We start from the raw sequence: 12,839 nt of genomic DNA, 5'->3' as shown, positions 1-12,839 counted from the left end.
TTTGCAAAGATATAAGGAATGAAAATATCTGATTACATAGTAAATACAATTAATCGATTCCCAAAAGGATTTGTTTTCACCTATGAAGAATTTAGCAAACAGGTGGAAAGTAAAGAAGCCATAATAAAAGCATTGAACAGAATGGCGGTTTCGGGGAAGATTGAAAAACTGGCAAAAGGAAAGTTCTACAAGCCAGAAGAAACCGTATTTGGAAAATTGGAACCGCCAAAACTACAGATTGTAAAGGATTTACTTGAAGAAAATGGAAAAGTCGTAGGCTACCTTACTGGTTTGAGTATTTACAATGAACAGGGACTTACAACACAAGTCAGCAATACCATTCAGATTGGAAAGAATGAAATTCGTCCTACTTTCAAAAGAGGACGATTTACTATTTCTTTTATCAAGCAGAAAAATACTATTACGAAAGAAAACATTCCTTTACTTCAGATATTAGACGCCATTAACCAAATCAAAAAAATCCCTGATACTACACTTGGTGAATCTGTTTTGAGAATTATCGAAATCATAAAAACAATCAATGAAGCGGAAATCTCTACAATGCAACGATTGGCTTTAAAATATCCGCCATCTACCAGAGCGTTATTGGGAGCAATTTTGGAATTTCTAAAAGTTGGCGAACCTAAAGTACTGAAGAAGTCGCTCAATGCTATTTCAACATACAGTTTTCCAAATATCGAAACCATTTTACCAACATCAAGAAACTGGAATATCAAATGAACCTTCACGAACACAAGACACTATTTCAACAGGCGGTAAGATTTACTGCACAGGAAATGCGAATTCCCGACTTGTATATTGAGAAGGATTATTGGGTAACTTTTGCTTTGAAGCAAATTTTCAGTGAAGAAACCAAGGAATACTGTGTTTTTAAAGGTGGAACGGCACTTTCAAAATGTTATGGTATCGTAGAAAGATTTTCAGAGGATATTGATTTGGTGATTATGAAAACTGGAGAAGAATCTGCCAATCAACTGAAAAATCGACTGAAGAAAGTTTCTCAGATATTAGAAAAATATTTACCCGAAGTTTCGGTCTCTAATATCACCCAAAAGATGGGAATGAACAGAAAAACTGCGCACACTTATTCCAAAGAATTTCAAGGAAATTATGGTCAAATTAGAGATGTGATTATTGTTGAAGCAAGTTGGCTCGGTTATTATGAACCTTATGAACAAAAAAATGTCCGCACTTTTATCTCGGAAATGGTGTTGAGAAATGGGCAAGAAAATCTGATTGAAGAATATGGACTTCAAGAATTTCCAGTAAATGTTTTGAAGCCGGATAGAACGTTGTGTGAAAAAATCATGAGTTTAGTGAGATTCTCGTATTCGGAAGATTACATTGCAGATTTAAAAAGTAAAATCCGCCACACCTACGACTTACATCAAATGCTTCAGCAAAGAGAAGTTTTAGATTTTTTGAATCGGAAGATTTTGAGAAAATGCTAAATAAAGTCGGTCAAGACGATGTCGCGAGTTACAAGAACGATAATGAGTGGCTAAAATTTCATCCGAAAGATTCACGTTTCTTTGCTAGACTTGATGAAATATGGGCGCAATTAGAACTAGTCATGGTCGGAAGATTTTTCTTCCGACTTTTTGCTTTTAAAACTGTTTGATTTTTTTAGTTAACTTGTTGATTTTCAATGATTTAATTTGGATTAATGGGTTTTATTTCGTATCTTGATATCTGATAATCAATAACTTATGTCAGTATTTAAAGACCACAAGATTTCTCTTAAACAAGTTTTGGATTTTGTTCCCGAAGCACTTTTAATCCATCTTTCTGCAACCACGAAGGTAGACTATTACAGCAAGGTGCTTCATGGCAAGAAAATGTTCTACCTTTTGCTTTTCTGTATCTTCGACAATGAAAAACTAAGCCAGAGAACTCTTGAAGATACATTTAACAGCAGCGGCTTCAAAGCACTTTTCGGTTTGGGCGAGAAAGAAAAAGTACGCAGAAGCTCCATCTCGGAGAGACTCTCCAAAATTGACCCTAATTATTTCAAAGAAATCTACGAGCAGATGTACGGAAGATTTTCGCAACTCTACAATAAAGCCGAGATAGAGAAATACAACCTTATCCGGGTGGACAGTACTATTGTCGCCGATACCTGCTCAAAACTCAAGGAAGGCATCGACCAGAAAAGCGGTAAAAAATTGGTGAAGTTCAGTTTTTCTTTTGATGGTGTTCTACCTTCGGGAGCAGAGGTTTTTACCGGACAGAAATATTCTGCAGAAGACAATGCGCTGCCGGAAGCCATCCTAAAGCAGGTGAAAAAGGAAGAACATCACGGTAATATTTATGTTAGCTGTCACCCTAACCAACGACACTGCAAAACCCGACTGACAAACAAAACATCGACAATTGCCAATGCTTCGTAAAATTAAAAGAGGTGCAAGCCAACACACAAAGCCAACGCTTTTGCACCACATTTAATTTTACCCAACCGCACAAGAACCGACATCAAAACAAATCACAAAAAGTTTGCAGGGTTAAAATATTTATCGTAATATTGCAATATTAAATTTGATAAAAAAAATGGGAGCGACAAAAACTGACCACTTTACTGACCAACAAAACCAAATTGCGACCATCGCAAAAGCTTTGGGACATCCTGCAAGAGTGGCGATTATCGAATATCTTTTAACGGTTGACACTTGCATTTGTGGCGACATTGTAAACGAGTTGCCGTTGGCACAAGCTACCGTTTCGCAACATTTGAAAGAACTGAAAAATGCTGGACTAATTAAAGGAAATATTGAAGGCAACGCCATTTGTTACTGTATTGACGAAAACACTTTTAGCATTTTAAAAACATATTTCACAAACATCATTACAAAAGTTATGGAACAAAAATGCTGTTAACTTTTTTTTAAAAACAACAATCGTAATATTGCAATAAAACAAATTAAATTCTCAAAATAATGAAATTATCAAACGTCAAAGAAATTTTACCAACATTGGAAAATGTAGAATTTCAACTCGAAAACGGAGCTTTTGTACCGGAACATTTTCACGTTACAGAAGTAGGACAAATTACTAAAAACTTCATCGATTGTGGTGGCGTAATTCGTACCGAAAAAGTAGTAAACTTTCAACTGTGGAATGCTGACGATTTCGAACATCGTTTAAAACCTACTAAACTTTTGAACATCATCAAACTTTCGGAAGAAAAATTAGGCATTGAAGATGCAGAAATTGAAGTGGAATATCAAAGCGAAACCATCGGAAAATACGATTTGGAGTTCAACGGAAAAACATTTGTACTGAAAAGCAAAACCACCGCTTGTTTGGCACAAGATGCTTGTGGTATTCCATCTGAAAAAGAAAAGAAAAATTTGGCTGAATTGAATGTAAATCAAGCCAATGCTTGCACACCAGGTGGAGGTTGTTGCTAAATTCAAAATAATAAAAATTAATTCAAAATTATATCAAAATGAACATTGCATTATTCAGCGACATTCACGCTAATTTACCTGCATTAGAAGCCTTTTTTGCAGATGTGGACAAGAGAAATCCCGACAGTATCTATTGTTTGGGCGATTTGGTGGGCTATAATATTTGGCCAAACGAAGTGGTAAACGAAATCCGCAAAAGAAAAATCCCAACCATTGCAGGAAATTACGATTTTGGCATTGGAAGAATGAGCAACGAATGCGGTTGTGCTTACAAAACAGATAGCGAAAAAGACAACGGAAACATTTCTATTTCATTCACCAATTCTTTGATGAAAGATGAAGAAAGAGCCTATTTGCGTACACTTCCAGCCCATATCAAAGTAGAATTTCAACTGAATGAAGATAAATTGAATTTGCTTTTGGTACACGGAAGTCCGAGAAAAATAAACGAATATCTTTTTGAAGATCGTGAGGAAAAAAGTATGCTTCGCATTATGGAGCAAGCCGATGCAGATATTTTATGTTTCGGACATACACACAAACCGTATCACAGAATTTTAAATTCGGAAATTGACGGACAAAATCATTTCAGACACGCCATCAATATTGGTTCGGTAGGAAAACCCAAAGACAGCGATGTAAGAGGCGGTTATGTAATGCTTACGATTAATGAAAACAGTTCTGTGTTGGATAAAGACAGCATCAAAGTAGAATTTATTCGATTTGAATACGACATTGAAAAAGCTGCAAAAGCCGTAGAAGACAGTCCGCTACCAAACGAGTATGCAGAAAATTTAAGACGTGGTTATTAATCATTAAAAACGAAGAAATGAACATTCCAAACGATTTATACTTTTCCAAAGAACATACTTGGGTGCGTATAGAAAATAATATTGGAACAATTGGTATTACAGATTTTGCCCAAAGTGAACTGGGCGAAATCGTGTATGCCGATGTGCCGAATGTTGGCTATAATTTTAAACAAGACGAAGTTTTCGGTTCTGTTGAAGCTATTAAAACCGTGAGCGATTTATTTATGCCTTTGTCTGGAAAAGTAATTGAAACCAACAAACTTCTTTTAAAAGAACCCACATTGGTAAACAGCGAACCTTTTGCAAATGGTTGGATGATAAAAATAGAAATTGAAAACAGCCAAGAAATTGAAAATTTATTAACAGCTGAACAATACGCTAACCTCACAAATTCATAAAAGATGCAACCAAAACTAAAATTTCTTGACCGATACCTCACGCTTTGGATTTTCCTCGCAATGCTTTTAGGTGTTGGTTTGGGTTATTTTTTTCCAAATATTTCCAGCGTTACCAACTCACTTTCGGTTGGAGCCACCAATATTCCATTGGCAATTGGACTGATTTTAATGATGTATCCACCACTTGCAAAAGTGGATTATTCGTTGTTACCAATGGCGTTTAAAGACAAAAAAGTAATGTCTGTTTCGCTATTGCTGAACTGGATAATTAGCCCAATTGTAATGTTTATTCTCGCCATTATTTTCCTCAAAAACGAACCCGATTATATGGTGGGTTTAATTTTGATTGGTTTGGCAAGATGTATTGCAATGGTAATTGTATGGAGTGATTTGGCAAAGGCAAATAGAGAATATACAGCAATGTTAGTGGCACTAAACAGCATTTTTCAATTGGTATTTTATAGTTTTTATGCTTGGCTTTTCATCAATATTTTACCGCAGAAATTAGGTTTGGGAAATTTCAATATTTCTGTGCCAATGAAAGACGTTGCCGAAAGTGTTTTCATTTATTTGGGCATTCCGTTTTTGGCTGGTTTTTTAAGTCGTCATTTTTTAATCAAATCAAAAGGCATTGAATGGTTCAACAGGAAATTTATTCCAGCCATTTCACCGATTACTTTATACGCTTTGCTTTTTACCATTGTATTAATGTTCAGTTTAAAAGGCGACAAAATTTTAGAACTTCCAATGGATGTGGTAAAAGTTGCCATTCCGTTAGTTATCTATTTTGTGTTGACATTTTTTGTAAGTTTCTTTATCAGCAAAGCCTTAAAAGTACCTTACGACAAAAACGCATCGATTGCATTTACCGCCACAGGCAACAATTTTGAGTTAGCCATTGCAGTTGCCATTGCCGTTTTTGGCTTGCATTCGCCACAAGCATTTGTAGGCGTTATTGGACCTTTGGTTGAAGTGCCTGTTTTGATTTTGTTGGTAAGAGTAAGTTTCTGGTTAAAGAAGAAATATTATTCGGACAAAATGAGATAATAAACAAACCAAAATCCCACGCTTTTGGTAGCACATTTGCATTTTTAGCCAACGCCCAAAGCCAACAAAAAATGCAAAAGAGCTACCAATCCAACGCACCACAACCCGACAAAATAAACTGACAAACAACGATGCGAAAAGAAGGGCGAACAGCTAACAAGGTATTGCCAAAAGCGGGGCGAAACGACTTCGATTCAACATTTGTGCAAGATTCAACAGCAGTAATTCTATTGAACTTTTGTGCTAAAAATCCCCGCCTTCGGCAATACCCGAACCGTTATCGACAGGGGTTTGCAGTCGGTAAGGGTGATGAAGGAATTTGAAGAAAAGTCGGTAAAATTCATTGTCCGTTCTAAAGAAAACCGCAAGTTTGAAGAAGTCGAATCCTATCTCACTTCGCAAGGTTCTGAGAGATGGGATGACTGGAGAGTCTTGAAAGACAGTAAAGTAAAACTCTATACCGGAATCCCGGTACAAAACAAGCGTGGAAACGTGCATCACCGCGAAGAAAAAGTAGAAACTGATTTTCGATTGGTGGTCATCCGTAATGAAAAAACAAAGAAAGAGTTTTGGTTTTTAACCAACGAGTTTGAACTCAGCAGCAAGGAAATTGCTGACTATTACCGCAAACGCTGGGATATTGAAGTTTTCTTCAGATTCCTAAAGCAGGAACTCAATCTGAGCCATTTGGTCTCGCTCAACAAAAACGGCATCGAAGTGATGGTATACATGACGATGATTGCCTCAATGCTTTAGCTGATTTACAAAAAAGCCAACGCTTTAGGCTACAAAACCGCAAAAAGGCGCATTGCCATGGAACTTCGCGATATGATTACCGAAATACTTATCATTTTTGCAGGAGGAGACCCCGGAAAGGTATTCAAAACTTAGTCATAAAAAATGGCCGGAATTTCTTCCGACCATGACTACAATTAGAACCAACTTACAAAACTGATTTTAGAAATTTGGTTTATGGGGATTTGCCTGAACCGGAAAAAGTGAAGATGTCGCTTGAGCAATTAAAACATCGAATAGAGCAGATTGTGTGGAGCGTTGAAGTGTGATTTTATTGATAATCGGAATTTGAATCAGCAATCCAAACTTTTGCTAAAGAAATGTTTTGAACATTATTAAAAACCCAAACCTTAACTTAATCATATAATTTCCATCAATGAAAATTCAAATTATCAGCGATTTACATCAAGAATTTGGCTTTTCAGAATTATGTTTTGATAGTGCTGATTAGGTGATTTTTGCAGGAGATAACAACCTCGAAACAATAGGAATTGAGAGGATTAGAACGAAAATCAAAAATTTACCTGTGATTTATGTTCTTGGGAACCATGAGTATTATAAAGGTTCATATCCGAAAACGCTCAATAAAATCAATTCTGCAGCAGAAAATACAAATATTCATGTTTTGGAGGATTCATTTTTAGATATTGAAGACATTCGATTTCACGGGTGTACTTTATGGACGGATTTTGCACTTTTTGGAAATTCTATTGAAGCAGGAATGTATTGTCAACCGAAAATGAACGATTACAAAATGATCAAAAGAGATCCTTCATATTCAAAAATGAGAACTGTGGATACGTTTAAGATTCATCAGTTTTCAAAACATTGGCTGAATGAAAGTTTAGAAAATTCAACAAAAGAGAAAAATATTGTGGTGACGCATCATGCGCCGAGTTTGCTTTCAGTTCCCGATATTTTTAAGAATGATCCATTAACTTCAGCGTATGCTTCCAATCTTAATGATTTTATAACAAAACATCAACCTGATTTTTGGATTCATGGGCAAATTCATACGCCTTGTCGCTATTCAATTGGTAAAACAGAAGTAATTTGCAATCCGCATGGATATATTGATGATCCTGATAATGGTTACGAGAGAGAATTAATAATTGAAATATAATCTTTAAGAATTTCGAAATGAACATAATTTCAACTTCATTAAAATTTCCTAAACCAAAAAAAACTCGGCTACGAACCGAGTTTTTTATCATTTTCTGTCTGAACATCATGTTTTTTCTGTAATACAAGTTTCAAATTCCCCATATCCTCACTCACTTTTTTATCTAAAATTTTCGCATAATGTTGAGTCGTCTTAATGCTTTTATGTCCAAGCATTTTGCTCACACTTTCCATAGAAACATTATTTCCTAAAGTTACGGTAGTAGCAAAAGTGTGTCTTGCACAGTGAAACGTAAGTTTCTTATGGATGCCACAATTTTCCGCAATAGTTTTCAGATACTCATTCACTTTTTGATTGGTATAAACTGGAAGTAGTTTTCCAGAATTGGATGAAACAGGATGATTTTCGTATTTCTTGATAATTTCTTCAGCAACAAGAAGCAAAGGAATATTTGACGCGCTTCCGGTTTTCTGTCGGTTCGTAATAATCCACAGATTTCCATCAATTCCTTTGGAAATTTGTTCTTTTGTAAGGTTGAAAATATCGATGTAAGCCAAACCTGTATAGCAGCTGAAAACAAACATATCACGAACGAGTTCCAAACCTTTTCCCGAAAATTCTTTCTCGCGAATTGATGAAAGTTCTTCATCAGTGAGGAAATTTACGTTCACTTCATTAAATCTGCCTTTGTAAAAAATCACCAAGTCCTTTTCAATCCAACCGTTTTGATAACAGATTTTTAAAATCTTACTTAAGTTTTTGGTGTGCTTTACCGCAGAATTATTGTTGATATTTGCTTTTGTTCGTAGAAAGAAATCAAAATCATTGAGAAATGAAGGTTCCAATTTCTGAATATTGATATCCGTTTTTTTGTGGAACTTCCATAAGAAATCTTTTAAATGAGATAAACAAGTTCTAAAATTTTTGAGTGTTGCAATGGCATATTCTTTTCCAACCAACTGTTCCATTTTGGAATTGTGTTCCTCAAAAATAGGAATCAGAGTTCTTTCGGCAACTTTATTACCAGATAATAGATTTTTGATATCCGAAGCATCGAAAGGTTCGCCTAAAAAGACAAGTCTGTTTTCAATTTCAAGGACTTTCGCCTGCAGAACATCGAAATGTTTATTGATGAGTCTTGATTCTTCGGAATTGCCCTTTAAACGACTTTGTGCAGGACTCCATTTGCTACCTTCAACAAATTTTCCCGTTGAAAACTCTGTTCGTTGTCCATCTACTGTAATCCGCATATAAATCGGGATTTTGGAACTAGATTTCGCTTTTGACTTTCTGGCATAAAATAATACCGAAACTTTTGCATTCATATTGATGACTTTATGGGTTAAAATTACCTTTTGGTGACCCGTCAAACAAGATGTTCAATTGTTCTACACCTTTATTAACAGGCTTTCGCGAAGAATTCGGTTACCTATAAAGTTCAAAATTGGCTAGGTCACCTAAAAGGTCACCTAATTTTTGAGAATATTTGATTTATTTTGAAATTCTCAAAAAACAAAAAAGCCCTTAAATACTAGGATTTAAGGGCTTTTGTAAGAAATTGTTGTTGTTTCTCGTGGTTTCTCCAGAACCACATTTTTAAATTTCTTTAAATTTTACCATATCTATAATATACTCTTATTCAGGTTATTAAATGCAATTAGATATAATTTGATATAAATAAATTTAACTAAATCAAATATTTTCGGGGACAAATTCGGGGACAAATTGTATATTTACATCATAATTTTATAATATGGCTTCAGTTAGTTTTTCACAACGTGCAACTTCAAAAGATAAAAATAAATTAAACAGTATTTACGTTCGATTTCGCGAAAAGGATTTTGATGCACAAATTAAAATACCAAATCTCGCTTGTAAAAGTTCAGATTGGAAAGATGGAAAATGTAAAAATTCTGCATTGAAAATGTTTCCTACCGATGAAGAAACAATAAATACACAATTATCTAAACTTGAAGCAAAAATACTTGAAGCATTTGCTAAAGAACAACCCGAAACCAACGCAAACGAATGGCTTAAAAGCGTTATTCAACCTGACAATAATATTCAACCTGCTGATGATAATATTACAGATAATGTAATTGAATATTTTGCAGGATATGTAGAGCGTAAAGAAAAAATTGTAACAAAAAACACTTTGAAGGCAAACAGCTTTTGCAAAAGTGTATTAGAACGGTACCAAAACCATCTTTTAGAAAACAGAAAGTCATTCAAAAAACTGAAGTTTAAAGATTTATCAAATACTTTCAGACTCAACTTTGAAAAGTATTGTAAAAATCAACATTATAGGTTAACAACTGTTAATAAAATTACCCGCACCTTAAAATCAGTTGCAAAAGATGCCCAAAGCAAAGGAATTGAAATACATCCACATATTTTAGAATGGGTGAACTTATCCTCCAAAGATAAAAGCAAACCTAAAGACCCATATTTATCCTTTGATGAATTAAAAATAATTGCTGCAAAAGAAATGCCCAACAATTATCTGGATAATGCACGTGATTGGCTTATTATTGCTTGTTTCACTGGTCAAAGAGTATCTGATTATTTGAACTTTAAAGATGATATGATTACTACAACAGATGACGGCAAACGATACATTGAATTTAAGCAACAAAAGACTGGTAAGCAAATGCGTATTCCTATCCTAAAAGAAGTTGAAGCAGTTCTTGAAAAAAATGATGGTAAATTTCCACGTTCATTATCTGATGTAAATTTCAATCTTTTCATCAAACAGGTGTGTAAAATAGCGGGTCTTGATGAAAATATAAAAGGTTCACTTTCGACAAAAATTGGTGAAGATGAAAAAGGAGATAGTATTTATCGTGATGTTATCGGGACATATCCAAAATGGCAATTAGTTACTTCACATATTGGAAGAAAAAGTTTTGCTACAAATTTCTATTCAAAAATTCCGATTGGCACATTGATGTTTTGTACAGGGCATAAAACACAACAGCAGCTTTTGGAATATATCAGTAAGACAGATAATGAACAAGCAGAATCTACTGCTGAAATTTTTGCTAAATTAGACTATTAAAAGACAATATGACACCAGAAGAATTTTTTGAAGGCTTAGAAAATAAATTTCTTTTTGTTTCAACTGATGAAGATAGAAAGTATATAGCATATCATTATGGAATGACAAGAAAACAGAGAAAAGAAAATCCATTTGACAGCTTAGAGGTCGATAAGATTATTTTAATTGAAAATATTGATAAAGATGAGTATCGTGATAATTTAGAAGATGCATTAAAAAAGGAATTCAGATATCTCGAACGTGAAATTAAGACTAAAATAACTCACATTAATGATAAAATTCCAATTATTAATTTCATGAGTGAAAAAATTAAAGTTTCTCAAAAATATATAAAGAAAACTCATATGCGTAGAAATGATTTTGAAACAATCCCTTTTAAAGCAGTTGATCTCGAATTGGATGATTTAGGAGAAGCTTTATCTAACATAGCTTATGAGCAGGTTGATTCAAAGCCAGAAGTATGGAATAAAGTTTTTTATGGTGCTTCTGATTATTTGATATTCAGGAAATATATCAAAGAGGTTCCGCATACCCGCGCATACATTTCTTATGTTTTTATGAAATTGCTTGAAGACAAGAAGATTATTAAAGTTTCTCATAAATATTTTATAGATTGGTTAAACAAACGAAAACATATTAAATCAGGAGAATATGGTGTTCTAAAGGATAAACAATTATGTACTACCGAAGCCAAAAAACATCGTATTGATAAAGATCTAAACTATCAAAAATACTTCCAACCGACTATTTTAGACGACAATTCAACTATAATAAACGACTGAATATCAACAATTTGTGATAAAAATTTTGTATGTTTGCATTATAATTTTAAATATAATTTATGGTACAAAATCTATTACAGATTTCCCAAATCACAGCCGATGATTTAGGAAAATTGATTGAAGAAAAAATCAATCAGGCAATCGGCAAACTCAATCTGAAACAATCAGATGATGATAAGCAGTTTTATACCAGAGAAGAAACTGCGAAGATGTTGAATATTAGTTTAACCAGTTTATATAATTGGGCTAAACAGGGTATCCTGATACCACAAAAAATCGGACACAGAGTTTACTATTCAAAAAGTGAAGTATATTCTAAACTTCAGATAAACTCTTAAATCACAAATCGGGAAATCCCGATACTCCCGATAATAAACTAAATTTTTTAGGCAACCGTTCGTGCAGTTTGAAAAACTGCGCTGGTTATCTTATTGTATAATTTTAAATATTAACAACACCTGTTGTGCATTTAGCACAAATTAACTTTTAGTTTATTTAAACTTCTTTTAAACACGAAGAAATTCAGGTATTGAATCATTGTGAAAGAAGTTATTTTTGACACTATTCTTGTCGCAAGACCTTGAAAGGTTTTTGCAAAGTTCGTGTTTATGGTGAACTGTCCGCACAGTTGCGAGATATTGGTTTCAATTCTCTTTCTTATTTTTGATTTCGTCCTTGAAAACTCCACAAAACCATGTTGATTCCTGCGCATAGGAACCGAAAGGTTAATCTTGGAGAAATTGAATAAATCCACTTGCAATTCTTTGCTGATATATCCTCTGTCTCCGATTAATAAACAATTTTGAAAATTTTCTTTAATATCGAAAAGATAATTTACATCGTGGACATTTGCGGGCGAAAAATCAAAAGAGTGAAAGATTCCATTCTTATCACAAACTGCATGTAGTTTATAGCCAAAATATCTTGACTTCTGCGCCGCACAATATCCAAATGCAGGTTTGATTTCATCCGTAGAGCAAATTGCGGAACGATTTGCCCTGCTTATTTTACATATTTCAATGGGTGTTGAATCCACAATGAAGACGTCGGTAAAGTCTGCAAACTTTCCGCTCAGAGTTTCCCGAATTTTCTCAATGTAAGGGAAAAGTTTTCTTTTCCTTCTGTTATATACGCTTCTTTCTATCTTTTCGTCCAAACCAGTTCCCGAAATACACCTAAACAACTGTAGTTCAGAGTTAATCGACATGTATTCTGCGGTAATATTAAGTGCCACAAGTTCCAAGTCGGACATTTTTGGAAGTCTGATTTGCTTCTTAGTGGTGATATGGTTGCAGGTTTTTGTCAATTCTTTTAAAATAATTTCGTAGTTTTGAATGAGATTGTTCATGTATTTAATGGCTTGGTAACCAATTAAATATACGATTTTTTAATCAAA

General features: G+C 34.1%; 15 protein-coding genes. 13 read left to right on the top strand and 2 right to left on the bottom strand.

Features of this window, described 5'->3' with window-relative positions; all coding sequences use genetic code 11:
- Nucleotides 1–18: 18 nt before the first annotated feature.
- From CKV81_RS04635 to CKV81_RS04590, 10 genes are all read left to right on the top strand, one after another.
- On the top strand, nucleotides 19–741 hold the full coding sequence (locus CKV81_RS04635; RefSeq protein ID WP_095070875.1) for a type IV toxin-antitoxin system AbiEi family antitoxin domain-containing protein: 723 nt from the start codon (nucleotides 19–21) through the stop codon (nucleotides 739–741).
- Nucleotides 738–1,472, top strand: a complete 735-nt coding sequence (locus CKV81_RS04630) for a nucleotidyl transferase AbiEii/AbiGii toxin family protein (protein WP_095070873.1) — start codon at nucleotides 738–740, stop codon at nucleotides 1,470–1,472. Before CKV81_RS04635 ends, CKV81_RS04630 begins: the two co-directional genes overlap by 4 nt.
- Nucleotides 1,473–1,730: 258 nt before the next feature.
- Nucleotides 1,731–2,411: a hypothetical protein gene (locus CKV81_RS04625; protein ID WP_095070871.1), complete on the top strand. Its 681-nt coding sequence runs from the start codon at nucleotides 1,731–1,733 to the stop codon at nucleotides 2,409–2,411.
- Between the two features lie 157 nt (nucleotides 2,412–2,568).
- The gene (locus CKV81_RS04620) at nucleotides 2,569–2,895 is read left to right on the top strand and encodes an ArsR/SmtB family transcription factor (RefSeq protein WP_095070869.1); all 327 of its coding nucleotides are present in this window, start codon (nucleotides 2,569–2,571) and stop codon (nucleotides 2,893–2,895) included.
- A gap of 59 nt (nucleotides 2,896–2,954) precedes the next feature.
- Nucleotides 2,955–3,428, top strand: coding sequence for a DUF6428 family protein (locus CKV81_RS04615; RefSeq protein ID WP_095070867.1), 474 nt, complete (start codon nucleotides 2,955–2,957; stop codon nucleotides 3,426–3,428).
- 38 nt (nucleotides 3,429–3,466) lie between these two features.
- A complete protein-coding gene (locus CKV81_RS04610) occupies nucleotides 3,467–4,240 on the top strand; it encodes a metallophosphoesterase family protein (RefSeq protein WP_095070865.1) in 774 nt (257 codons plus the stop codon).
- A 17-nt stretch (nucleotides 4,241–4,257) separates the two neighbouring features.
- Nucleotides 4,258–4,638 carry a glycine cleavage system protein GcvH gene (gene gcvH, locus CKV81_RS04605; protein WP_095070863.1) on the top strand — a complete coding sequence of 127 codons (381 nt, stop codon included), beginning with the start codon at nucleotides 4,258–4,260 and terminating at the stop codon, nucleotides 4,636–4,638.
- A 3-nt stretch (nucleotides 4,639–4,641) separates the two neighbouring features.
- Entirely contained in the window at nucleotides 4,642–5,685 is a 1,044-nt protein-coding gene (arsB, locus tag CKV81_RS04600) for an ACR3 family arsenite efflux transporter (RefSeq protein WP_095070861.1), read from the top strand.
- 240 nt (nucleotides 5,686–5,925) lie between these two features.
- Nucleotides 5,926–6,441, top strand: a complete 516-nt coding sequence (locus CKV81_RS04595; RefSeq protein ID WP_095070859.1) for a transposase — start codon at nucleotides 5,926–5,928, stop codon at nucleotides 6,439–6,441.
- 490 nt (nucleotides 6,442–6,931) lie between these two features.
- Complete coding sequence (locus tag CKV81_RS04590; RefSeq protein WP_258454541.1) at nucleotides 6,932–7,603, top strand: metallophosphoesterase; 672 nt, start codon at nucleotides 6,932–6,934, stop codon at nucleotides 7,601–7,603.
- 68 nt (nucleotides 7,604–7,671) lie between these two features.
- Here CKV81_RS04590 and CKV81_RS04585 read toward each other — a convergent pair whose 3' ends face one another.
- Nucleotides 7,672–8,928 carry a site-specific integrase gene (locus tag CKV81_RS04585; RefSeq protein WP_095070857.1) on the bottom strand — a complete coding sequence of 419 codons (1,257 nt, stop codon included), beginning with the start codon at nucleotides 8,926–8,928 and terminating at the stop codon, nucleotides 7,672–7,674.
- Nucleotides 8,929–9,356: 428 nt separating this feature from the next.
- Between CKV81_RS04585 and CKV81_RS04580 the strand changes: the two genes are divergently transcribed.
- Genes CKV81_RS04580 through CKV81_RS04570 form a run of 3 tightly spaced genes read left to right on the top strand, consistent with a single transcriptional unit; the run spans nucleotide 9,357 to nucleotide 11,781 of the window.
- Nucleotides 9,357–10,661 (top strand): phage integrase SAM-like domain-containing protein, encoded by a 1,305-nt coding sequence (locus CKV81_RS04580; protein ID WP_095070855.1) that lies wholly within the window; start codon nucleotides 9,357–9,359, stop codon nucleotides 10,659–10,661.
- Between the two features lie 8 nt (nucleotides 10,662–10,669).
- Nucleotides 10,670–11,443, top strand: coding sequence for a hypothetical protein (locus CKV81_RS04575; RefSeq protein ID WP_095070853.1), 774 nt, complete (start codon nucleotides 10,670–10,672; stop codon nucleotides 11,441–11,443).
- A gap of 59 nt (nucleotides 11,444–11,502) precedes the next feature.
- Entirely contained in the window at nucleotides 11,503–11,781 is a 279-nt protein-coding gene (locus tag CKV81_RS04570; protein WP_095070851.1) for a helix-turn-helix domain-containing protein, read from the top strand.
- Nucleotides 11,782–11,912: 131 nt separating this feature from the next.
- Here the strand turns inward: CKV81_RS04570 and CKV81_RS04565 are convergent, their stop codons facing one another.
- Complete coding sequence (locus CKV81_RS04565; protein ID WP_095070070.1) at nucleotides 11,913–12,791, bottom strand: IS982 family transposase; 879 nt, start codon at nucleotides 12,789–12,791, stop codon at nucleotides 11,913–11,915.
- Nucleotides 12,792–12,839 lie beyond the last annotated feature (48 nt).

Origin of the sequence: Chryseobacterium taklimakanense (genome assembly GCF_900187185.1) — a bacterium.
Classification (GTDB): domain Bacteria; phylum Bacteroidota; class Bacteroidia; order Flavobacteriales; family Weeksellaceae; genus Planobacterium; species Planobacterium taklimakanense.
The sequence above is the reverse complement of the archived record's forward strand: the minus strand, read 5'-3'. Positions and strand labels throughout refer to the sequence as shown.

Excerpts from the sequence above, each read along its gene's own strand:
- CKV81_RS04635 (WP_095070875.1), top strand. The coding sequence starts at position 19 with ATGAAAATATCTGATTACATAGTAAATACAATTAATCGATTCCCAAAA.
- CKV81_RS04630 (WP_095070873.1), top strand. The coding sequence starts at position 738 with ATGAACCTTCACGAACACAAGACACTATTTCAACAGGCGGTAAGATTT.
- CKV81_RS04625 (WP_095070871.1), top strand. The coding sequence starts at position 1,731 with ATGTCAGTATTTAAAGACCACAAGATTTCTCTTAAACAAGTTTTGGAT.
- CKV81_RS04620 (WP_095070869.1), top strand. The coding sequence starts at position 2,569 with ATGGGAGCGACAAAAACTGACCACTTTACTGACCAACAAAACCAAATT.
- CKV81_RS04615 (WP_095070867.1), top strand. The coding sequence starts at position 2,955 with ATGAAATTATCAAACGTCAAAGAAATTTTACCAACATTGGAAAATGTA.
- CKV81_RS04610 (WP_095070865.1), top strand. The coding sequence starts at position 3,467 with ATGAACATTGCATTATTCAGCGACATTCACGCTAATTTACCTGCATTA.
- gcvH (WP_095070863.1), top strand. The coding sequence starts at position 4,258 with ATGAACATTCCAAACGATTTATACTTTTCCAAAGAACATACTTGGGTG.
- arsB (WP_095070861.1), top strand. The coding sequence starts at position 4,642 with ATGCAACCAAAACTAAAATTTCTTGACCGATACCTCACGCTTTGGATT.
- CKV81_RS04585 (WP_095070857.1), bottom strand. The coding sequence starts at position 8,928 with ATGAATGCAAAAGTTTCGGTATTATTTTATGCCAGAAAGTCAAAAGCG.
- CKV81_RS04580 (WP_095070855.1), top strand. The coding sequence starts at position 9,357 with ATGGCTTCAGTTAGTTTTTCACAACGTGCAACTTCAAAAGATAAAAAT.
- CKV81_RS04575 (WP_095070853.1), top strand. The coding sequence starts at position 10,670 with ATGACACCAGAAGAATTTTTTGAAGGCTTAGAAAATAAATTTCTTTTT.
- CKV81_RS04570 (WP_095070851.1), top strand. The coding sequence starts at position 11,503 with ATGGTACAAAATCTATTACAGATTTCCCAAATCACAGCCGATGATTTA.
- CKV81_RS04565 (WP_095070070.1), bottom strand. The coding sequence starts at position 12,791 with ATGAACAATCTCATTCAAAACTACGAAATTATTTTAAAAGAATTGACA.